We start from the raw sequence: 21,862 nt of genomic DNA, 5'->3' as shown, positions 1-21,862 counted from the left end.
ATTCCAATGAATTCCATTCCCCGCAAGGCGAATCAACTCTTCGTTGATCCCGCCGTGGTGCTTGAGACCCGTCCGGACGGATCGCAGCTGTTTCGATCGAAAATAGAACTCCCGGAGAAATACGCCCGCTGCGTCGGGGAGTGGCTGGAACACTGGGCAGCAGTCGATCCGGACCGACTCTTTCTTGCTGAGCGTGACGCGGACGGCGAGTGGGTCCGGCTCAGCTACGGCGAAGCCAAAGAGCGTGTCTATCGGATCGGCAGCTGCCTGCTGGGCCAGAATCTGTCGGCGCACCATCCGGTGGTGATCCTGTCGGATAACAGCATCGAGCACGCGTTGCTGATGCTTGCCGCAATGCATGTGGGTGTGCCTTCGTGCGCAATTTCGTCCGGCAATTCGCTGATGTCGAAAGACTTCGCGAAGCTCAAGGATAATATCGCGCTACTCAGGCCGGGGCTGATTTACGCCGATCCGATTACCCGTTTCATGCCGGCAATCAATGCGCTGGACGGCTTGCACGAAGGTTTGGTGGTGGCGGGAGGGCGTAGCGAACCGGTGCCGGGTACGGTGCCATTCTCCGATCTCGAAGCCGGCGTGGACGCTGCTGCCGTGGCGAGTGCCTTTGCCGCGATCACGCCGGATACGATCGGCAAGTTCCTGTTTACCTCCGGCTCGGTCGGTACCCCGAAGGCAGTGATCAACACGCATCGCATGATGTGCTCGAGTCAGGCCGCCAAGGAAATGACTTGGCCGTTCCTGCGCAAACTGCCGCCGGTGCTGCTTGACTGGCTGCCTTGGAGCCATACGTTCGGCAGCAACCACAACTTCAATCTGGTCTTGCGCTGGGGCGGGACCTTATATATTGATGAGGGCAAACCGACGCCGGCAGCGCTCGGCAAGACGATCCGCAATCTGAAGGAAATTTCGCCGACGCTGTATTTCAGTGTTCCTCGCGCCTTTGACATGCTGGTGCCGCATCTGCGTGACGATCCGGTGTTGCGTGAAAATTTCTTCAGACAGCTGCAGGTGATTTTCTACGCTGGTGCGGCGCTGCCCCAACATCTGTGGAATGAGCTGGAAAACCTCTCGCGCCTGGCGATCGGCACCGAGGTGACGATGACATCGTCCTGGGGCTCGACTGAAACCGCACCGACGGCCACCGACTGCCATTTCCAAGCGGTGCGCTCCGGTGTGATCGGCGTTCCGGTTCCCGGCACCACACTCAAGCTGGTACCCAAGGCGGACAAGCTGGAGGTGCGGGTCGGCGGTCCTAACGTGTTCCCGGGCTATTGGAAGCAGCCCGATCTGAGCACTGCCGCGTTCGACGAAGAGGGTTATTACCTGATTGGCGATGCAGTCGAATTCGTTGACCCGAAACGGCCCGAACTTGGCTTGCTGTTTGACGGCAGGGTTGGCGAGGACTTCAAGCTGCTGACGGGTACCTGGGTACATGTCGGCAGCTTGCGGGTGGCGGGCATCGACGCCTTTTCGCCGGTGGCGCAGGACATCGTCGTCACCGGGCATGATCGGGATGAAATTGGTTTCCTGGTTTTCCCCAATATTCCTGAGTGTCGCACCCTCTGCCCGGGCCTGCCGCCGGAGACGCCGGTTGAGCAGGTTTTGTCAAATATTGCGGTAGTGCAGCGCATCCGTCAAGGTATGGCGATGATGGCCCAATTGGGCGGGTCATCGACCTACCCGGTGCGCGTGATGCTGATGGAGGAGCCGCCCTCGATTGAGGCCGGCGAGATTACCGACAAGGGTTATATCAACCAGAAGATCGTCCGCACTCGCCGGGCTGATCTGGTGGAATGGCTGTATGCCGATGTCGTCGACAAGAGCGTGATTACTGTTGCGACGGCGCTGGGCTGAATGAGTTAAATATTTTGGAGGAAGTTTGAATGAATGATCAACTGGTCAAGACGGTGTTTGAAGAGTCGATTTACACCATCACGCTGACGCGACCGGAGAAGCGCAATGCAGTAAGCGACCGCTTGTTAAAGTCGCTGGAGAAAGCCGTTGAGGAAACTCCGGAAGGAACCCGTGTGATCATCCTGGCAGGCGAGGGCGGCCATTTCTGTGCCGGGCTCGATTTGGCCGAACATCAGCACCGCGAGCCTTTTGGGGTGATGCAGCATTCGCAGTGGTGGCATCGCATCTTCAACCGCATTCAGATGGGTGGCATTCCGGTGGTTGCGGCGATGCAGGGTGCGGTGATCGGTGGCGGGCTGGAACTGGCGATGGCGACCCATGTTCGCATCGCCGAACCGGACACGATCTACCAATTGCCGGAAGGCCGCCACGGGATTTTCGTCGGCGGCGGTGCGTCGGTCCGGGTGGCGAAAATCATCGGTCCTGGCCGTATGTGCGAAATGATGCTGACCGGGCGCATTTATAAAGCCGAGGAGGGACAGTCACTGGGGCTGTCGCACTATCTGGTTGGCAAGGGTGAGAGTCTTGCCAAGGCGAAAGAGCTCGCCAGGCGTATCGCCGAGAATGCGCCAATGGCGAACTGGGCGATGGTCACCGCCATCTCCCGCATCGACAACATGTCCACCGATGACGGCTTCTACGTTGAATCGCTGACTGCAGCATTGACTCAGACCAGTCCTGAAGTAGCTGAACGGATTGGACATTTTCTCAGCCGTAAAGGCAAAGGACCGCAGACATGAATCCGTATTCCCAATCCGAAGCGGCGGCCGTAGCCGCTGTCTATGACGACATCTGGCTGGTGGCGGGTGCCCGCACACCGTTCGCCGATTATGGCAGTGTGCTGCGCGATGCTTCGCCGACCGATCTCGGCATCTTTGCTGCGCGTGCACTGTTCGAGAAAAGCGGCATTCCCGCTGGCGAGATGAATGCAATCATTGCCGGCAACATGGCGCAGGCCAGTTTCGATGCCTATTACCTGCCGCGTCACATTGGCCTGTATTCAGGCGTGAATCCGCATGTGCCAGCGCTGCTGGTGCAGCGTCTGTGCGGCACCGGCTTCGAGACCATCATCGCCGCCGCCGACCAGATTACGCTGGGCAAGGCGAAAGTGGTGCTGTGCGTCGGTACCGAATCGATGTCGCGCAATCCGGTGGCATCGTATACCCACCGCAGTGGCTTTCGTATGGGACAGGTGGATTTCCGGGATTTCTTGTGGGAAGCCACCAAGGACACCGCGCCGGGCATTGGCATGGGCGATACCGCCGAGAATCTTGCCAAGCGCTATGGCATCAGTCGCGAAGAAGTTGACCAGTTTGCCGCGCACAGCTTTGCGCGCGCCATCGCATCCTGGGACGCAGGTTACTTCAACGACGAAGTCGTGCCGGTGGTCAATTCACAGTGGGAGCTGGACGGGTACAAGCCGCGCAGCCTCAAGCTGGCAGGCAAGGGCGTGGAGTCGTTCGGCCGTGACGAGCATGTGCGCACGACCAGCCTGGCGCTCCTGCAAAAGCTTAAACCAGCATTCGGCGGCGTGCAGACCGGCGGCAATAGCTCGGCGATAGTCGATGGCGCTGCGGCAGTCATCGTCGCGCATGGCGACTATGTGCGCGCGCATGGCCTGAAGCCGCTGGCCCGCGTGGTTGCTGGAGCTGCGGTTGCGGTGCCGCCGGAAATCATGGGCATCGGCCCGGCACCGGCGATTCGTGCGGTGCTCGCCAAGGCAGGTTTGTCGTTGCCAGACGTCGGCCGGTTCGAAATCAACGAAGCCTTTGGCGCGCAATACCTTGCCTGCGAGCGGGAGCTGGGTTTGCAACGTGACCGAGCCAATGTGCATGGCGGCGCGATTGCCATCGGCCATCCGCTGGGTGCCTCGGGTGTCCGTCTGACCACTACAGTTGCCCGCCAACTGCATGAAGCCGATCAACAGTTCGGTATTTCATCGGCCTGCTGCGGGGGCGGTCAGGGCGTGGCGATCCTGGTCGAGCGCGCATAACAACGAGGGGGAAACAATATGCAACCCTCGGTTGTCGAGTGGAAGACCAGGAGTTTTGTCATCCGCCCCGTTCCACGGGGCAGTAAAACCGTGCTGGCGGAAGGGCGCGAGGACCGCGTGTTTGCAATCCGTGCCCCTGAAAACGCCGTGCGCGTCAAAGTTACCACCATCCCCGGAATACTTCCGGGTTTTCTGCGAGTAAGCCTGCCATGAGCGACTACAATCCCCCTTTGCGCGACATGCAGTTCATCCTCTCCGAGCTGGCGGGGGTGGATGAAATTGCCTCCTTGCCTGGTTGCGATGAGGCGACGCCGGATCTGGTCGATGCAATTCTTGACCAGGCCGGGAAGTTTGCCACCGGTGTGCTGGCGCCCATCAATCGCATTGGCGATCAACAGGGCTGTCGACTTGAGGGCGAGCGTGTGATTAGCCCGGATGGGTGGAAGGATGCCTATACCCAGTTTCAGTCCGCCGGCTGGATCGGACTTTCACTGCCGCCTGAATTTGGCGGCCAAGGTTTGCCTAAGCTGGTGTCGACCCCGGTGTGGGAAATGTGGTTTTCAACCAACATGGCATTCGCGATGCTGCCTCAGCTCAATGTCGGCGAGGCGGCGGCGATCATGCTGGCAGGCAGCGATGCACTGAAGGCGGCCTTTCTCCCCAAGCTGGTCAGTGGCGAGTGGGGCGGCACAATGAACCTGACCGAGCCGCAAGCCGGCTCCGACCTGGCTGCGACCCGCACCCGCGCTGAAACGCAGGCTGACGGTACTTACAGGGTGTTCGGTCAGAAGATATTCATCTCGTACGGCGAACATGAATTGACTTCGAACATCATTCATCTTGTGCTGGCGCGGCTTACCGACGCGCCATCCGGGGTCAAGGGCATTTCGATGTTTTTGGTGCCCAAGTATCTGGTGAATCCAGACGGATCACCCGGGGCGCGCAATGACGTGCGCTGCATCTCGATTGAACACAAGATGGGTATCCACGGCAGCCCGACATGCACCATGAGCTATGGTGACAACGTCGGGGCCGTTGGCTATCTGGTCGGCGAACGCAATCGCGGACTGGAATACATGTTCGTGATGATGAACGAGGCCCGCTTTGGCGTTGGCCTGCAAGGCGTGGGCTTGGGCGAGCGCGCCTACCAGCAGGCGCTGGGCTACGCTCGCGAGCGGGTCCAGGGCAGGGATGCGGTGACCGGCGAGAATGGTCAGCCGATTGTCCATCACCCCGACGTCAAGCGCATGCTACTGTCGATGCGAGCCCGCATCATGGCGGCCCGTGCGCTGCTGTACACGGCTGCGGGCTGGTTCGACCGGGCGCATCATCACCCGGACGCGGCGGTGGCCGACAAGTGCCGGCGTTACGTCGATCTGCTGATGCCGGTTGCCAAGGGTTGGTGCACCGAGGTCGGCAACGAGGTATGCGACACGGCGATCCAGATCAACGGCGGGATGGGCTTTGTCGAGGAAACCGGCGTCGCCCAGTATTTCCGCGATGCCCGCATCATCACGATTTACGAAGGCACCACCGGGATCCAGGCCAATGATCTGATCGGACGCAAGATTTTGCGCGAGGGCGGCGCAACGCTGATCGAGTTGGCAGCCGATATGCGGGAAACGGCGCTTCGCCTGGCCGCTGACGAGATGCTGTCGTCTCTGGGTGCTGCGCTGCTGGAGGATATTGCGACGCTCGAACGCACACTGGAGTGGATACTATCCAACGGTCGTGCGCATCTGGATTGGGTGTTATCGGGTGCGGTGCCTTTTCTTCATTTGCTCGGTACGGTCTGCGGCGGCTGGCAAATGGGGCGCGCCGCGCTGGCGGCACAGGCCGGGCTCGAGGCCGGCAAAGGCGATGCGGATTACCTGCAAGGCATTGTCGATCTTTCCAGATTCTATTTCGGACATATTGCTCCTCATTCGGCTGCCTGGGCGCGTACCGTCATGTGCGGCGGAGAGTCGGTTAGCGGGCATGACTGCATGGCTCTTTAATGCTAAGAGTCAGATGTCAGTAAGTGAGAAACAGGCTATCCCAGCCGTCCAATAAAAATTTCCATCATGTGCAGGGAGCGATGGCCGCTCAAGCCGTGCCGATAACGGCGACTTGTTTCGCACCGGCTGCGAAAGGATCGTTTGGTGCGATGCGTCATTGTGTGCTATAGTCTTTCTCTCAGACGCGGGGTGGAGCAGTCTGGCAGCTCGTCGGGCTCATAACCCGAAGGTCGTAGGTTCAAATCCTGCCCCCGCAACCAGAATATTTAAAAATCCAATCATTACAATGGTTGGATTTTTTCGTGTGCGCTCAGCATGAGCGCACTCTTGTGGGTGAAAGTCCCGCCGCGAGCTGACCACAGTGAGCGAAGCGAAGCGCAACTGCGGAAGGGCGACCGACCGTGGAGAGGAAGCGTGGAGCGAATCTGCGAGCCGATGAACAAGAATCGGATAGAAGGCGCTGCTTAGCAGGGCGAGCGGGCACGAAACCGCGAGGCTCTTGTGGTCAATGCGAAGCGGTGTAGATCCGGCGGTTGTGCAGGGAAGGAGTGCGTTCTTACCTGAGGAGATCCGGAATTATGTAGCAGCCGCACAATGAATTTCCCGCGCTAAAAACCTACAATCTCCTAGTAAATCATCGATTTTTAGGGGAGTCAACATGGCAGAATCACTTGTCGTATCCGGCCTGGTATCCAAGCGTGCCGAAGTCGCCGGTCAGATCGCATCGTACCAAACAGAAATCACCCGCTTGCAAGGCGCATTGTCACACCTGGACGGCAGCATCAAGCTATTCGCGCCGGAATATGACCTGCGCACCGTCAAAGCCAAGCGCACGAACACGCGCAATCAGTATTTCAAGCAAGGGGAAGCGCAGCGCATGACTCTGGATGTGATGCGTGAAGCTGGCTCGGCACTATGCAGCCGTGAAATCACCAATGGACTGTTGCAGCGCAAAGGCATTGAATCGACGGTCGCTATCGCCGCCCGAGTTCAGAAAAATATCTTGGCCGTGATGCACCGCCTGGAGGCGCGCAACATCGTCAGGGAGATCGATGGCGGTGTTGGTGTAATGAAGTGGGAAATCGTCTAACCGAATCAAATATTCAAGCCGCCAGACGCTCAGCCTGGCGCTTGTTACCTTGCCAGTAACCGCACCAGTCCCGGCTGGTTGGTGTGGTGGCGCACTTCTTTGAAATGTCATCGAAAATATCCCCGTTGCTCATGCGCCGGGTGTCCTCGCGGTATGCCGCTTCGTTGGCATAGTTCGCCAGATAGAGATTGCCGAACTTGTGGCATTGGCCGTACTGCATGCGGCGAAAGCGTGAAAAATACGATTCGGCCAGATTGTTTGTCACGCCCGCCTCGCTGCGATATTCAATGGAGTGATTGACACGGCGCGTGTCGAACTTTGCGTGCAGGCCATCGTAGGCCGTGGACTCATCCGCGCAAATGACGGAGCCTTTCTGCACATACAAATCGGCCAGCTTGCCGACATCGGCTTGGTTCTCAGCTTTGATTACGAATGAAATCGTTTTGTTTGCGCCCTGGATCGTGTCGCCGATGACGCTGATCTTCTGACGCATTACGAACACGCAGCGCTTGCCGGGGCGTTGATTCTCAGCCAGGCGGCGGTCAATCCGATCTTCCTTTTTGTTCTTCGGGCGGATATGGCCGTTGACGTAGGCACCGTCCATGTGAATTTCGCCGGAGAGTGGTTCAGCGTCGCGCTGTTCCATCAAGGACTCACGGATTTTATGCGTAAGCACAAAAGCTGTTTTGTACTGCACGTCCAGATCGCGCCCCATTTGCAAAGCTGAAATGCCTTTGACTGCATTGGTGTAGATCGCAATCGCCGCCAGGTACATCTTGAGCGGCAGTTTGTGAAAGGCGAAGATCGTGCCGGACGTGACGCTGAACGTATGGTTGCAGTCCTTGCAGCGCCATTGCTTGCGAGTGGCGATGAAGTAGTGCTCGTGCACCACGCCGCACACAGGACAGGTCACTTCCTTGCTGTCGCCCCAGCGCACTTTCTTGAAGACCTTGAATGCCTGTTCTTCGTTCATCTCGAAGACACGGCGTACTGACAGGGTGCGGGCCTTGGCTGAAAGTAGGAAGTGCTGGGTCATGGCGTCACCTTAAATCTGCTTATATGCAGATATTATAGCAAATACGCACGCAAACACAACGCTTTTATGGGGATATTTCTTCTTTAATGCGGATATTGATACACATGTGCTATCCTACTTCGAACGATCATATTGGAGAATTTAGATGACTGAAGATGAGTGGAAGCAATACGCCGCCCAAACACTAAAGGCCGAATTGGTTAAAGCTGGAGTGACTTACGAAAATCTGATTCAGCGCTTGCACGCTATAGGCGTCGATGAGAGTTACAAAGGCATTGCCTCGAAAATCAACCGGGGCACTTTTAGTTTTTTATTTTTTGCGCAGTGTATGAAGGCACTTGGTCGCGACATGGTTCGTTTGGAGAACAACTGATGTTTAAGGATAACAATATGACAGCCACCGAGCAACCAGCAACCAGCAACCAGCAACCAGCAACCAGCAACCAGCAACCAGCAACCAGCAACCAGCAACCAGCAACCAGCAACCAGCAACCAGCATAAGACATCTACATCATTTGAAAGTTTCCTGACTTCGTTTATCGGTGAGCTTGCGAGTGACCACTTCAGCACCGATGGATGTCTTGCGAGTTATCTTGCCACACCCGATATCAACCGCACTGGCGATGAAGCGAACATCGTCGATCTGAGAATCACAAAAGTTTTGTTGAGTGCCCTTGGCTATGCAAGCAAGGAAATTGACTACAACGACCAGAAGGGCGCACTTCGCCCGGACTATGCTATCAAGATCGCGGAGTATCCTCGCCCTGCCTGCTTCATTGTTGAAGACAAAAATACTGCGATATTGAACCTAAGACGCCATCGGCCCCAGTTACAGGGTTACATGACCCAGGCCGGCGCTCCACGCGGGATGCTCATAAATGGGCATGCCATCTTGGTGTATGACCAACTGGAGGGAGGTCTTCAAACACCGGCCATCGAATTGCCGCTTTCTGACACTGTACTGGCATGGCGCGGAGAACATCTATTGGCACCGGGGAAAACCGGGCTGGCGGCATTGGACGAATGCGGCATGACCAGCATACTTGCGGCGCTCTGGCGGCGATTCAAGCGCGAGAGCTTTGCTGGCCTGCAAATGCTGATCGATGACCTGACGCTGCAATCGGCCAAAGGCGGCAATGCATCGCATCGCACGGATGGAAAGACATGGATTCCATCGCTGTGCCGCATTGAGATTGTAAAAATCGATGGCGATAATGCCGACCTACTCACGGAGGCGATCAAAGGGCTTATTACCGAGTTCGAGGACGATGCTGATGCGCAGCTCGCGGCCATTGAGACTGACTATCAAGATTACCTTGCGGCGGCTGCCAAAATACCTACTGAAACCTCCACACTGCAACAGCAAGAGGACAACTTGGTGGCGGATGCGTTGCAGCTCATGCCGGGGGCTGATAAGGAAACGCGGGAATATGACGAAGGGCTATTGCGTAAGATTATGCGCGGCGAAGTCCTGGCCGCAGAACTCTCAGTTATCGAACGCCGTCTTTATAACCTGTATCCCATCAAGACAGGCAAGGGCACCAATAAAGACCCGATATACGTCCTCTTCTCCCGTATCCGTGCATTCACTGACAAGCGCTATCGCTATCTGTCGAAATTGCAGTCCCACCATCAAGACAGCATCCAAACCGTTCATCACATCGACACTTGGAAGGAGAAAACCGCCTCGCTGGTGTTCCAAACATCCGATGCGGCCATGCTGCGCCGGGAGTTTCTTGCGCAGACTGCTTACCTCATTATCATTCGCATCCTCTTGGTGCGAATCATGGAAGACAAGAAGCTGGTGAATCGCATGTTCACCAACGGAGGTTTGGCACTTTGGTTTCGCCACGTGGAGGCTCACTACCTGGAGCATGCGATGGGACGAAGCGCCAACTTCCTGCTGGACTTGGCCTACACTTCTGCCCAGCACATTTACGCGCATTTCTTTTCGGAGCGGAGTGTGCTGGATTGGTACACGCCTGATCGCAATGCTGTAATCCGCGTGCTGCACACATTGGCGGGCTTTGATCTTCGTTCGATTAATCGGGATATCATCGGCACGGTCTACAACCAGTACGTCGAAGGCAAGCACAAGCATGAGAGCGGCATGTATTTCACGCCGCCAAATGTGGTTTCGTTCATGCTGGATCGCATTGGTTACAAGGGAACCGACATCATAGGCAAGCGCATTGTTGACTTGTCATGTGGCTCAGGTGGATTTTTAGTTGAGGCTGCAACCCGGCTGGTGGATGCCTACCGCGACTACTGGAAAGCCCAAGGATATCCGAATGTTCCATCGGCTCAAGTACAAGGCGTACTGGATGAAATCCGGGACAGCTTGCACGGAGTGGATTTGAACCCGTTTGCATGTGCCTTAGCCGAAACCAACTTACTCATACAAGTTATCGACCTCTTCACGATTGCTCATGATGCGGGAGCCCAGGCCACTGTCGAACGCTTCCACATTTTTAACTCCGATAGCCTGTCATTCAGCGCAGATACGCTGGCGAGTCAGGCCGGGACGTTACCATTCCCAGACGACGATCTGCCCATTGAGGATCAAATGAAGGCTGGTCTTGGCAAATGGGGCAGTAAATTTGATTTTGTGGTTGGCAATCCGCCCTATGTCAAGGCTGGCGAAAATGACACCATAGGCGCTTACCGCGACCGAATCAAGCGCGAGTATCCTAGCGAGGCAGTACGTGGCGTTATGGTGCAAAAGTGGGATTTATTTGTTCCCTTCGTCGCGGCGAGTTGGAACTTGTTAAAAGAAGGCACTGACGACAGCGATGCCGGGCGTATGGCGATCATTACCAGCAATGCGGTGGAGACTGTTCCGTACTGCGATGCATTGCGCGAGTTGTTGGTGAGTGACGCGACCGTTGAAGAAGTGCATTTCTTTCCAGGAGTGAAGCTGTTCCCGGATGCGATGGTTCAGAACACCATTCTGGTTGCCAGTCGTCGGCCTTGCGGACAGGCCCATAGCAATCGTTTCTGGCATGACAGCACGCCACGATGGGGCGCTATCGGACAGGCAAAAACGCAGGGACTGCGCCAATCAAAATACCGTACCAGTGTATTCCGGCAGGACTTGCCGACCATCAAACTACGCAGTGACGCACCATCGATACCACTTGCCGATGTGTTTTACATCTCAGTCGGCATGGTGCTGAACGCAAACGAAAAAACTAACAAAGGGGCCTTCACCATAGACGATTTGATCGTGGATCATCCTGACTCCATCCATCGCGTCCCCTTTGCCGGAAGCAAGGACGTGGCCCACTTTGGAGTCAGCAATATCCGCTATCTGGAATATGGTGCCGAAACACGCGTACCCGCCCAAGTCCGGCGACCGACTTTCCCGGAGCTGTATGAATGTCCCAAGCTGATGGCGGCGGAATTTGGCGGCTTTGCATACGATGATGGACAGTGGGATGCAGGCGGATACTTAAAATGCAATCACTCAGTGTTCGTGATGGTGCGCTGGTGCGATTTGGCTGGCGTGGACAACAAAGCCATCCGAAACGATCTGGACAAACGCTTGCCAATTCGCAAGCAGCTTGAGGTCGAATCAGCAAAGATTGACCCGTGGTACGTGCTGGCCTTCCTGAACAGTCAGCAAATGCGCGCTTTGTTGGACGGCGTAGCGCGCAGCGCTATCGCTGGCCGACTTCAGCCCGACGATCTGCGCCAAATTACCATCCCTATTCCGAGCGACCCGGCATTGGTTGCCCACATCGCCAATCTTGCCCAGCAAACCAGCGCCATTCTGAAACAACTTCTGCCGATACGAAAGCAAGGATGGCGGATCACGGATCAAGCGGCGGTTGCCCCGGCTGTGATCCCGTCGGGTATCACAGCTTTACCGCTGGATCGAGCCAGAGTGAAATGGAATCTCATCATTAGCAACCCTACGGCTAAGATTAATAAATTGATCCGTGTTAACCATCGTCTGTTCTCAGGCAAGCAGGAGGTTGCGCGTTTGCCTTCAAGCGCACCGGAGGAAGCGATGGAATGGTTGCGCCGGCAGTGGTTGCTGTTCCCGGAAGGGACGACGGCGGGTGAAATGGAGGCAAGCAATCCGCTCATCCCCGAGACACCGGCGCTGGCCGCCAAAGCGCTGGCCCAGTTGGTAGCGGAAGAGCAGAAGGTTGCAAATCTGATCGGGAAAATCGGTGACGCCCGACGTGAAATATCCGGGCTGCTTGATGCGGTATTTGAATGTATCCAGCACCCGCCTATCAAAGATCGATAATGTATTGTATGAACAGTTTGCTTTGAGAGCGACTTGGCAGACAACCAGGCTCTGGACGATGCTGAAACAACTACTCTGCGATTTGCAAGAGAAAGTTTGAAGGAAGGACATGCTGGTTTTTCTTGATACTGAGTTCACCGATTTCCTCGATCCGAGATTAATCAGCATCGGTATGGCCGCGGATTCTGGCGAGGAATTTTATGCGGAAGTGCCGTTTCCTGATGCCGCGTGCAGTGCCTTCGTGCGGGAAGCAGTCATTCCGCTGTTGAACCAGTATCCGCACGCCTACTGCCCGGTTACAGAAATTGGTATGCGTATCACGGCATGGCTGAAAATCATCAAGCGTGGCAGTGAAGACGTTGAAATTTGCATTGACTATCAAACCGATTGGGATTTGTTCGCTGACGCGCTAGACAATCGCGTACCGCCTTGGTGCAAGCTGCGCCATGTCGGACGCAATATAAACGAGTTGCTGCGCTATGCGTACCACAAGAAAAACGGTTTGCCAGAACACCATGCGCTCCACGATGCTCAAGCAAACCGCTACGCATTCCGCGAGCGCCCGCCTGTCACGATACCGAGCATCACAGGAAGCCAATAGGGAGAATTTGATATGACACCGGAAGATCCGCCACCCGACATACGCAGCGAAAGTAGGTCTGTTTTCGGTAGCGGCATCACGCTCGAAGAGTTGCCGCATTTTGAAATACGGGCGTTGGCTATGATCGGCGCAGGCTTGCTCAAGCGGCACAAGGGCGACCCGAAGGCCATTAACAAGCTGTCAGGGCTGGCTGTGGCGATCGATGGCTACCATTACAACATTACGCTAAAAATGCTGTCAAAAATGTGCGAAGAAGCAGCAGGATCGCCGTTATACGATGATCCTGCTGCTTTTTTGGAAATTGAAAAAATCCTCGCGCAACGAGAAAGCAATGAAAAACAGGATTAAGAAAACGAATGAATACGGGCCAGGTACGTTCAGAATCAGCAATGAAGAACGCGAAAATCGTCTTGCCGCCGTCAACACTGCACGTGCATCGGTACGATTGGAAGGTTTTATTGTGAGTCCGGAAGATTAGTCTCTCGGCGCGTACCGTGAATGAGGCCCGGCTCATACAAGAGGATGATCCTGTGCCTCTTACTCAAGAAAAATTGGATAGCAAGTCGTAAACAGCACGGCGCACTACCGCTTGTTCAGGGCGAGATAACTTCTTTTGAATCAAGTCAGATAGCTCTTGAGGGCTAATGTCATCCTGATTGATCATCCCCAAAATATGCATGCACTGCATAAGCAACTCTTCCGGGGGCTTCACCTTCCCATTTGCATAACGCGACAAGTTGTATTGGGTAATGCCATGCCTAGAAGAAAACTCGCTCTGATTCAAGCCAGTTTGCTTCCATGCTGTTCGCACAATTTCGCGGGGAGATAAGGCCATGATATTGATTTAAATACGCATAATTTATGCATATTATATGCTTTACATGCATAACTGCAATGCCTATAATGCAAGGTATGATGGCGGCTAGGAGAATGTAATGGGCAAAGAAAGCAAAATCGAATGGACACACCACACTTTCAATCCGTGGTGGGGGTGTGTGCGAGTATCACCGGCCTGCAAATTCTGTTACGCCGAATCGTGGGCAAAACGCCTCGGTGCTGATATATGGGGTAGCAAGGCGGAACGCCGGTTCTTCACCGACACACACTGGCACGAACCGATCAAGTGGAACAAGGAAGCTGCCGCCGACGGCGTGCGGCGTCGGGTCTTTTGCGCGTCGATGGCTGACGTTTTTGAAAATCGTAAAGACCTCCATGCTTCCCGCGAACGCCTATGGGGATTGATCGAGGCCACGCCTCACCTGGACTGGCTCCTGCTGACTAAGCGCATTGAACACGTCAAAAAGCTGGCCCCTTGGCAGGGAAAGTGGCCCAAAAATATCTGGCTTGGCACTTCTACAGAAAAGCAGAATTGGTTGGAAAAACGTGTGGATCATTTGCTGGCGCATGATGTAGTGGTTCGTTTCGTATCAGCCGAGCCGCTTCTCGGGCAGTTGGATATGGCGCAGTGGCTAGCCAAGCCGAGATCGCGGACACCTGGCATCAATTGGGTCATTGCTGGCGGCGAAAGCGGCGCCCACGCTCGTTGGATGAATCCTGTGTGGGCGGAAAGTTTGCGTGATCAATGTCGCGCCGCTGGTGTACCATTTCATTTTAAGCAATGGGGGCACTGGGCTCCAGAAGAAATCATCAAGGAAGGAATTTCGGCCCACGCCCAACGTGTTGAAGTCGTTGGCAGAATGGGACAATTAATTCGCATGGTGAAAGTGGGCAAAACCAAATCGGGAAGATTGTTGGATGGATCAACGTGGGATGAATTTCCGATGGTGGCGTAAAACAACAATAACTTAGGGGGCATATGTCGAATAGTCATTATGATTGGAAAGACGGTCCAGCAAAATTACAACAACATAGCGTTGCCAAGCATAATCTGCTACGAAGTTATTTAGCCGCATACTTCCCCACGCTCATTAGTTCGCCCCATCAAGATGAATTACGTTTGACCATTGTTGACGGCTTTGCCGGAGGCGGAGCCTATCACCACAACGTCACGGGCGAATTCTTGCTCGGGTCTCCATTCATTTGCCTCAAGGCGGCAGAAGAAGCAGAAGCCCGCATCAATCATTCAGAGCGCATCAAAAAAGTCCGCTTTAATGTTGACTATTTTTTCGTTGAAAAAGATCGCAACGCCGCGAACTACTTAACAAAGACAATCAGTGAGCAAGGCTTCGGGTCCCGTGTAAGCAAGGACATTCACCTGATTCAAGGGGACTTCAATTCGCATGCCGACAACATCATTGAGCATGTCCGCAAAAAAACTCCTCGAAGCGGCAGGTCGATTTTCATCTTGGATCAATACGGCTACGCAAAAGTACCCATGCCACTGCTCGCCAAAATATTCCAGACATTGCCAAGGTCTGAAGTAATTTTGACGTTCAACGTTGATTCGTTCAATTCCTATGCAAGCGACAAGAGCGGGCGTTCGCCCTTGGAGGGTATTGGCCTGCCGAATATTTTTCAGGGGAAGAGTCTTCAGGAAATTAAAAATAGCGAGCGCGATTGGCGCGCGTACATTCAGAGTCAACTCTATCCGCACATCGTCAGGTCCGCAGGGTCACGTTTTCACACGCCATTCTTTATTCGATCGACTCAGGGACATGGGGATTTTTGGTTGCTGCATCTGTCCATGCACCAGAAAGCACGCGATGTAATGACAGAAGTTCACTGGGAACATAGCAATACCTTTATACACTACGGCGGAGAAGGTTTGGATATGTTTAAAATTGGCTACATCACGAGTGCCGATGAAAGATTCACTCAGCAGGGTAGCTTAGGTTATACCTTCGACGACGATGCCAGAAAACGCACCGAAGAAAAGCTGCACCTCGAAATCCCGCGCTTAATATACGCGGATGAAGATGGGCAAAGCTTTGAGACATTCCACGCGACTACATGCAACGACTCACCTGCGACTTCAAGGATTAAAAAAACTGTGCTCAGCAGTCTTGCAAAACAGGGGGAGATCGAGATTATCTCACCTGATGGGCGTCATAAAACATCTGCCAATCAAATCAAGGATGAAGATCGAATCTTGCCGCCACGACAGCGTAAGCTATTTTCCTGAAAGCAGTTTCAGGTATGCTGATTTTCATTGATACCGAATTTACGGATTTTAAGGATACGGAACTCATCAGCATCGGGCTGGTGACGGACAACGGTGCGCATGAATTCTATGTTGAACTTCCAGTAGACCAAAGCAGGTGTAATGATTTTGTGCTCGCCACGGTGTTGCCGCAGCTTTGCAAGGTGCCTGGAGCGCAATGCTCGTTTGCCGAACTGAAAAATCGCTTGATGCAATGGCTTGTGCAGTTTGCGTATCGAGCGCCGGTCACGATCTGTTATGACTTTGATGGCGACTGGCAGTTGCTATGCCATGCATTGAATTACGAGATACCAGTCTGGCTTACCGGGCAGAATGTGTATCCATATATTGACCAGGTTGCGTTGCAGATGTTCTTTATCGATAATCGTTTGAAAGAGCATCATGCGTTAAATGATGCCAAGGCGAATCGCCATGCCTATGATCGGAAGAAAGCCAGGGCTGACATGATGAAGTTCAGGGGATCGCGCTAACTCATTGATTATTAAGCTTGTGCGGCTGCTACATAATTCCGAGGAGATCTCGCCTTGTGCCTGAAAGGGTAACGGTGCAAACCGGAGCGAGAAGTCAGCAGAGGCCGTAGTAGGTACTGGTATGGCCGGTGAGGTTAAAGACTGGTGCTGAAGGGCCGAAGGAATGGGAGCTGGAATCTGCTCGACCATTCGAGAGGGAATGCTTCAGATGCCCGGTAACGGGGCTCGTCAATGGCAGGCTAAGGTGAAGCCGGCGGCCAGCATGACAGCGAAGAACTCAATCGACCGGGTTGAATACAGATGAGAGCAGGCAAGGTACGCGGGGTTCGGTGCTATGACCTCAACCGTTCCAACCGCCCGGTGCGGACCCGCATGCCGGGTGGTGTGGCAGGGGACCGGCCAGTTATTGGCCGCCCCTATGCCGATCCGTTGCAACGTCTTTTTACAAAAATCGGCTTTGCCAAAAATGCCCGCCGTGATAGCGGCGGATTCATTGTGCGGCTGGATTCTTACCTGAACTTGCTTTTTTCCCCAGTCTTGATGTTGAGCGCGTAGCGCACGCCATTTTCGGTGAGCGGGATTTCGTCCGGCGGTTCGTCCCCGGCCAGTACGCCGTTTGTGACTGGCAAGCCTTCGCCCTTGCGCACCAGTGCGTCCGCGCGTTCGAATACATTCGGACAGCCGGTTTCTGCGATCAGGGTTTGCACGATCGGCACTTTCCAGGCATCGACCCCGGCCGCTTGAAACTGGCATACCAGATAACCTTGCCGGCCGCCGAACCAGTCCACCACCAGTCCGGGCAAGCCGTCTTCTTCGCCCAGAATCAGGTGGATCAAATGGCCGGGTACGGCTTTTTTGCCGTTGGCGACGGCGTTGCGCGCAGTTACGGCGGTCTTGACGCGGCGCTTGATCAGCGCATGGTCGATTGCTTCGTTTTCATCGAAGCTCCAGATGCGGGCGCGAATCTGCGATTTCGGGCTCCATGCGGCGCGTGCCAGAAATTGCCCGGAAGACGATCGCACCAGCGCGGTCGCACCCGATTTCATCTTTTCGGCCGGTTTGCCGTCGACGCGCTCGACCGCGGATGCGTAAATCCACAGTTGGCGATTGTGCAGCAGGTTTTTTTCCTTGCCTTGTTTGATGGTGATGGTCAGCATGGGGATTCCATAGGTTGTGGAGTTAGGATTTGGCTCTATTGGGACCGCATATCCTGATTTTTATAGTGGGGTATCAGAGAAAAATGGAATTTGTAGCTTGTTTTTATTGCCGAATTAAAAATACAGTGGTATGTATATGATTCGACCTGAAATCGCCCTGAATCTGTTTCAATCGGATTTCTGTCCCGCTACGAGTTTCACGACAGCTTCGCACAGCGGGTGGCCGGGTGTGGCGAAGGCATCGCAAATGGTCAGGTGGTTTTCGGCGGGTAGTGCGATATTGCCGATGTGACTGGATTTCCAGGCTTGGCCGATCAAGCTGTTTTGCCGCTGGAATTCGTCGGATTCCTGGCCGCCCACAGCGCTCAGAAAAGGCGTCGGTCGGGTTTGCGGTATCCGGGCCGGCGACAGCAGGTCGGCGCGCTGCGCGGTCAGCTTCAAATCCGCATTAATGAAGTCGGCATGCAGCAGCGGGGCCAGGTCATAAACGCCGGACAACAGCACGCCGGCCCGGATCAGATCTGGCGGCAGATCCGGCCCGTATAGCGGCCAGATCGCCGCCATCATCATCGCCGCCAGATGCGCTCCGGCAGAATGGCCGGCAACTACAATCTGTTGCGGGTCAAAATCGTATTGTTCGGCGTGCCGGTGCAACCAGGCCAGTGCGCGCAATTGCTGGCGCGTGATGTCTTCGATGCTGGCGTGCGGCGCCAGCGTGTAATTCAGCAGCGCGACGTTGCAGCCGGCGCTCAGGTAGGGCGGGGCGATGAAGGAGAAGTCCGCCTTGTCCAGCGAGCGCCACCAGCCGCCGTGGATGAAAACCAGCAGCGCCGCGCCGCCACGTCTGGCCGGGAAGAAATCCAGCCGTTCGCCGGCCGTTTCGCCATAGGTCAGATCGTACAGGCCGGATCTGGTGCGCCGCACGTGGGCGGATTCGCGCACCCAGCGGGTATAGATGCGCGAATGCCCGGAAATCATCGCGCGGGCGTCGTATTGTTTAGTGTAATAATCTGTCGGGTTGTTCATGGCTAACGGAAGGAACAGGAAGGCGCAAGGATAACAGTTTGACGCTGCGGCCCGGGATGCCTACACTAGCCGTCTGCCAATATCGGCTACCACATAACGGCAAGCCAGGTTCGCAGCCGCGACCGGCGCCACCAACCAGCCTACTCATGTCTATATTTGCCAAGATCGATTCCACTTCCGATGCCGCCCTGGCGTCGCAGCTTGATGCCGCCATCAACAACAAGACCAAGCCGCTCGGCAGCCTGGGTATGCTCGAAGCGCTGGCCAGGCAACTGGGACTGATCCAGCGCACCGCGCAGCCAGTCATACGCCAGCCGGCGATCATCGTGTTCGCAGCCGATCACGGCATTACCGAGGAAAATATATCCGCCTATCCGCAGAGCGTGACCTGGCAAATGGTCGAAAATTTTCTGGCGCAAGGCGCGGCTATCAATGTCTTTGCGAATCAAAACGGTTGCGCGCTGCAGATCGTCGACTCCGGAGTGAATCATGATTTTGCCGCGCGCGACGGTCTGATCGACCGTAAAGTGGCGCTCGGCACTCGTAATTTCGCCCGGCAGGCGGCAATGAGCGCAGCCGAGTGCGCGCAGGCGATGCAACACGGCGCGGCGCTGGTGGCTGCGCTGGATGGCAATGTGGTCGGCTTTGGCGAAATGGGGATCGGCAACACCACCGCTGGTGCTGCATTGATGCACAAGTTGACCGACATTCCGGTAGCCGATTGCGTTGGCGCCGGCACCGGTTTGGCCCCGGACGGCATTCGGCACAAGCAGCAGGTGATCGAGCAGGCGGTCGCATTCCATGCCGCCGTGCAGGAACCGCTGGATGTGCTGGCCACCCTCGGCGGTTTCGAAATTGCGATGATGGTCGGCGCAATGTTGGGCGCAGCCGAGCGCCGCATGACGCTGCTGATCGACGGCTTCATCGTTACTTCCGCCTTGCTGGTGGCGGCGCGGCTGCAGCCGGCGCTGCTGGATTATTGCGTGTTCGCGCATTGTTCCAACGAGAGCGGCCACCGGCACATGCTGGCCCATCTGGATGCAAAGCCGTTGCTGCAGCTGGATCTGCGTCTGGGCGAAGGCACCGGTGCCGCGCTGGCTTTGCCGCTGTTGCAGGCGGCAAGCAATTTCCTGTGCCGGATGGCGACTTTCGAATCGGCGCAGGTCAGTGAAAAAACCGAATAACAGAAGCAATCCCGCGATGTCATCCAATCCAGACCGGTCGCGCGGTCTGATCCAGCGCTGCCTGCATCAGTTGCGGCTGTTCTGCATCGCACTCCAATTCTTCACGCGGATACCGATTCCACGCTGGGTCGGGTTCGAACCTGATTGGTTGCAGCAGGCGGTGCGCTACTTTCCTGCCGTCGGCTGGGTGGTGGCGGCCGTTACCGCCGCCGTGTATGCGCTGGCGGCGCTGTTGTGGCCGCAAACGGTGGCGGTGCTGCTGTCGACCATCGCCGGCATTTACCTGACCGGCGCGTTTCATGAAGACGGTTTTGCCGATGTCTGCGACGGTTTCGGCGGCGGAGCCACGCAACAGCGGGTGCTGGAGATCATGCAGGATTCCCGCGTCGGCGCTTACGGCGCGATCGGAATTGGGTTGTTGCTGGCACTTAAGTGCGTGCTGCTAGCCAGCCTGCCGGGTTCCACTGTCGTGATTGCGTTATTGCTGGCGCATCCGCTGTCGCGCCTGCTGGCGAGCGCGCTGATCTGGCGGCTGGATTACGCGAAAGCGCAAGGCAAGGCCAAGCCGCTGGCGCAGCAGATGTCATCGGCCGAATTCCTGATTGCGGCATTGAGCGTAGCGCTACCGGCGGCAATCGCACTGGCGCAGGGCTGGATCGGCTGGCAGGCGCTGCTGGCCGGCGCAGTTTGCGCGGCGCTGGCGGCGGCCTTTCTGGCGCGCAAATTTGTGCAGCGTATCGGCGGCTATACCGGCGATTGCCTAGGTGCGGTGCAGCAAATGGCTGAAGCCGCGTTTTATCTCGGCCTGCTGGCCGTTCTAGCGTAAATAATGACTGAGCCATGCGCGTCTGCCTGATCCGCCATCCGAAACCTGAAGTGGCGCCCGGTGTCTGCTATGGCAGCAGCGACCTGACGGTATCTGCACAGGAGCAGGCAGCAGCGCTGACGGCGCTGCTGCCGCAATTGCAGGCATTGCCGCCGGCGACACCTATCTTCAGCAGCCCATTAATGCGCTGTGCAACGCTGGCACAGCAACTGGCGCTGGCGCGCGGCAGTGTTGCACCGCACTACGATGCGCGGTTGATCGAAATGGATTTCGGCGGCTGGGAAATGCGCAGTTGGGATGCGATTGCGCGCGAAGAAATCAATGCCTGGGCCGCAGACCTGAACAGTTATCGCCCCGGTGGCGGCGAAAGCGTGCTGCAGGCAGCTGCACGCGTGCATGCTTTTCATGCCGATCTGGCGCGCTTGCCGTTTGAGTGTGCAATCGTAGTCTGTCACGCCGGCATCATTCGCCTGTCGCTGGCCTGTCAGGCAGGCCGGTCGATTCAGGACATCGCGGCCATTGCGGCCGGCAGTGCGCATAAGGTCGCTTATGGCGAGTTAATCGTGCTGGATTAGCCGTTTGCCGAATTGCAAGAGAATGCGGCAGCCCGGAACCTGCCCGAGCATTTCATGCCAAAATGTGGGTTCCGCCATCGAGATCCACAGTCATGACCAACGACGCATCCCATTTCAATGAATCCCAAAAAGCCTATTTGCCCGGCTATCTTGGAGTAGAAGTCATCAGCGTCAATTCCGAAGGTACTGAGGCCAGGATGACAATCAAGCAGCATCATCTGGCGCCCAACGGTTATCTGCATGCAGCTTCCGTGGTGATGCTGGCCGATACTTGCTGCGGTTACGGCTGTATCGCCAACCTGCCGCAAGGAGCGCAAAGTTTCACCACGATAGAACTCAAAAGCAACCATCTCGGTACTGCTCGCGACGGCGACATCCACTGCAAGGCCAGTCCGGTTCACCTTGGTAAAGCCACCCAGGTATGGGATGCCACCGTAACCAGCGAGAGCGGCAAAACGATTGCACTGTTTCGCTGCACCCAGATGGTGCTGTGGCCGAAGTGATTTCGCAGTTCGCGAAAGGATATTTGCGAGCATGTGCGGTTACAGCTATTTATTTAATACCGTGCAGTGTATTTTTTTTGTCCACAATTAAAA

Annotated in this window: 22 protein-coding genes and 1 tRNA gene; 19 read left to right on the top strand and 4 right to left on the bottom strand. The window is 55.8% G+C overall.

What is annotated here, in order from left to right; genetic code table 11:
* Nucleotides 1–6: 6 nt before the first annotated feature.
* The 6 genes from HMCN_RS0102340 to HMCN_RS0102310 all read left to right on the top strand — a co-directional run bounded on the left by HMCN_RS0102340 (nucleotide 7) and on the right by HMCN_RS0102310 (nucleotide 7,012).
* Complete coding sequence (locus HMCN_RS0102340; RefSeq protein ID WP_025915860.1) at nucleotides 7–1,872, top strand: feruloyl-CoA synthase; 1,866 nt, start codon at nucleotides 7–9, stop codon at nucleotides 1,870–1,872.
* A 29-nt stretch (nucleotides 1,873–1,901) separates the two neighbouring features.
* Nucleotides 1,902–2,672 (top strand): crotonase/enoyl-CoA hydratase family protein, encoded by a 771-nt coding sequence (locus HMCN_RS0102335; RefSeq protein WP_025915859.1) that lies wholly within the window; start codon nucleotides 1,902–1,904, stop codon nucleotides 2,670–2,672.
* Nucleotides 2,669–3,925: a thiolase family protein gene (locus tag HMCN_RS0102330; protein WP_025915858.1), complete on the top strand. Its 1,257-nt coding sequence runs from the start codon at nucleotides 2,669–2,671 to the stop codon at nucleotides 3,923–3,925. Before HMCN_RS0102335 ends, HMCN_RS0102330 begins: the two co-directional genes overlap by 4 nt.
* 209 nt (nucleotides 3,926–4,134) lie before the next feature.
* Nucleotides 4,135–5,922 (top strand): acyl-CoA dehydrogenase, encoded by a 1,788-nt coding sequence (locus tag HMCN_RS0102320; protein WP_025915856.1) that lies wholly within the window; start codon nucleotides 4,135–4,137, stop codon nucleotides 5,920–5,922.
* Nucleotides 5,923–6,105: 183 nt separating this feature from the next.
* Nucleotides 6,106–6,182 (top strand) — tRNA-Met (locus HMCN_RS0102315).
* A 398-nt stretch (nucleotides 6,183–6,580) separates the two neighbouring features.
* Nucleotides 6,581–7,012, top strand: coding sequence for a hypothetical protein (locus tag HMCN_RS0102310; RefSeq protein WP_025915855.1), 432 nt, complete (start codon nucleotides 6,581–6,583; stop codon nucleotides 7,010–7,012).
* 13 nt (nucleotides 7,013–7,025) lie between these two features.
* Here the strand turns inward: HMCN_RS0102310 and HMCN_RS0102305 are convergent, their stop codons facing one another.
* Nucleotides 7,026–8,048, bottom strand: coding sequence for an IS1595 family transposase (locus HMCN_RS0102305; RefSeq protein WP_025915854.1), 1,023 nt, complete (start codon nucleotides 8,046–8,048; stop codon nucleotides 7,026–7,028).
* A gap of 145 nt (nucleotides 8,049–8,193) precedes the next feature.
* On the opposite strand from HMCN_RS0102305, the gene HMCN_RS0102300 reads away from it, so the two are divergent.
* From HMCN_RS0102300 to HMCN_RS19065, 6 genes are all read left to right on the top strand, one after another.
* Nucleotides 8,194–8,421 (top strand): DUF6471 domain-containing protein, encoded by a 228-nt coding sequence (locus HMCN_RS0102300; RefSeq protein WP_025915853.1) that lies wholly within the window; start codon nucleotides 8,194–8,196, stop codon nucleotides 8,419–8,421.
* Nucleotides 8,422–8,438: 17 nt separating this feature from the next.
* Entirely contained in the window at nucleotides 8,439–8,549 is a 111-nt protein-coding gene (locus HMCN_RS19660) for a glycosyl transferase (RefSeq protein ID WP_202962637.1), read from the top strand.
* 163 nt (nucleotides 8,550–8,712) lie between these two features.
* The gene (locus HMCN_RS0102290; protein ID WP_238551908.1) at nucleotides 8,713–12,306 is read left to right on the top strand and encodes an N-6 DNA methylase; all 3,594 of its coding nucleotides are present in this window, start codon (nucleotides 8,713–8,715) and stop codon (nucleotides 12,304–12,306) included.
* Between the two features lie 109 nt (nucleotides 12,307–12,415).
* Nucleotides 12,416–12,907, top strand: coding sequence for a 3'-5' exoribonuclease (locus HMCN_RS0102285; protein WP_025915851.1), 492 nt, complete (start codon nucleotides 12,416–12,418; stop codon nucleotides 12,905–12,907).
* A gap of 12 nt (nucleotides 12,908–12,919) precedes the next feature.
* Nucleotides 12,920–13,255 (top strand): hypothetical protein, encoded by a 336-nt coding sequence (locus HMCN_RS0102280; RefSeq protein WP_155837343.1) that lies wholly within the window; start codon nucleotides 12,920–12,922, stop codon nucleotides 13,253–13,255.
* Nucleotides 13,239–13,385: an antitoxin VbhA family protein gene (locus tag HMCN_RS19065; protein WP_155837341.1), complete on the top strand. Its 147-nt coding sequence runs from the start codon at nucleotides 13,239–13,241 to the stop codon at nucleotides 13,383–13,385. Before HMCN_RS0102280 ends, HMCN_RS19065 begins: the two co-directional genes overlap by 17 nt.
* Nucleotides 13,386–13,448: 63 nt before the next feature.
* On the opposite strand, the gene HMCN_RS0102275 is transcribed toward HMCN_RS19065, so the two are convergent.
* Nucleotides 13,449–13,742 carry a transcriptional regulator gene (locus tag HMCN_RS0102275; RefSeq protein WP_025915849.1) on the bottom strand — a complete coding sequence of 98 codons (294 nt, stop codon included), beginning with the start codon at nucleotides 13,740–13,742 and terminating at the stop codon, nucleotides 13,449–13,451.
* Nucleotides 13,743–13,842: 100 nt separating this feature from the next.
* Between HMCN_RS0102275 and HMCN_RS0102270 the strand changes: the two genes are divergently transcribed.
* Genes HMCN_RS0102270 through HMCN_RS0102260 form a run of 3 tightly spaced genes read left to right on the top strand, consistent with a single transcriptional unit; the run spans nucleotide 13,843 to nucleotide 16,498 of the window.
* A complete protein-coding gene (locus HMCN_RS0102270) occupies nucleotides 13,843–14,700 on the top strand; it encodes a DUF5131 family protein (protein WP_025915848.1) in 858 nt (285 codons plus the stop codon).
* A 23-nt stretch (nucleotides 14,701–14,723) separates the two neighbouring features.
* On the top strand, nucleotides 14,724–15,989 hold the full coding sequence (locus HMCN_RS0102265; protein WP_025915847.1) for a three-Cys-motif partner protein TcmP: 1,266 nt from the start codon (nucleotides 14,724–14,726) through the stop codon (nucleotides 15,987–15,989).
* Between the two features lie 14 nt (nucleotides 15,990–16,003).
* Nucleotides 16,004–16,498: a 3'-5' exoribonuclease gene (locus tag HMCN_RS0102260; protein ID WP_025915846.1), complete on the top strand. Its 495-nt coding sequence runs from the start codon at nucleotides 16,004–16,006 to the stop codon at nucleotides 16,496–16,498.
* 509 nt (nucleotides 16,499–17,007) lie between these two features.
* Here the strand turns inward: HMCN_RS0102260 and HMCN_RS0102255 are convergent.
* On the bottom strand, nucleotides 17,008–17,655 hold the full coding sequence (locus HMCN_RS0102255; RefSeq protein WP_025915845.1) for an SAM-dependent methyltransferase: 648 nt from the start codon (nucleotides 17,653–17,655) through the stop codon (nucleotides 17,008–17,010).
* A 168-nt stretch (nucleotides 17,656–17,823) separates the two neighbouring features.
* A complete protein-coding gene (locus tag HMCN_RS0102250; protein WP_025915844.1) occupies nucleotides 17,824–18,681 on the bottom strand; it encodes an alpha/beta hydrolase in 858 nt (285 codons plus the stop codon).
* 146 nt (nucleotides 18,682–18,827) lie between these two features.
* On the opposite strand from HMCN_RS0102250, the gene cobT reads away from it, so the two are divergent.
* The 4 genes from cobT to HMCN_RS0102230 all read left to right on the top strand — a co-directional run bounded on the left by cobT (nucleotide 18,828) and on the right by HMCN_RS0102230 (nucleotide 21,769).
* A complete protein-coding gene (cobT, locus tag HMCN_RS0102245) occupies nucleotides 18,828–19,865 on the top strand; it encodes a nicotinate-nucleotide--dimethylbenzimidazole phosphoribosyltransferase (protein ID WP_025915843.1) in 1,038 nt (345 codons plus the stop codon).
* Between the two features lie 16 nt (nucleotides 19,866–19,881).
* Entirely contained in the window at nucleotides 19,882–20,691 is an 810-nt protein-coding gene (locus HMCN_RS0102240; protein ID WP_025915842.1) for an adenosylcobinamide-GDP ribazoletransferase, read from the top strand.
* Between the two features lie 14 nt (nucleotides 20,692–20,705).
* Nucleotides 20,706–21,266: a histidine phosphatase family protein gene (locus HMCN_RS0102235; RefSeq protein ID WP_025915841.1), complete on the top strand. Its 561-nt coding sequence runs from the start codon at nucleotides 20,706–20,708 to the stop codon at nucleotides 21,264–21,266.
* A 92-nt stretch (nucleotides 21,267–21,358) separates the two neighbouring features.
* Complete coding sequence (locus tag HMCN_RS0102230) at nucleotides 21,359–21,769, top strand: PaaI family thioesterase (RefSeq protein ID WP_025915840.1); 411 nt, start codon at nucleotides 21,359–21,361, stop codon at nucleotides 21,767–21,769.
* Nucleotides 21,770–21,862: the final 93 nt, after the last annotated feature.

It is taken from the genome of Herminiimonas sp. CN (assembly GCF_000622895.1).
Taxonomy (GTDB): Bacteria; Pseudomonadota; Gammaproteobacteria; order Burkholderiales; family Burkholderiaceae_D; genus AVCC01.
Note: the sequence above shows the minus strand (reverse complement) of the source record. Positions and strands in the feature narration are given on the sequence as shown.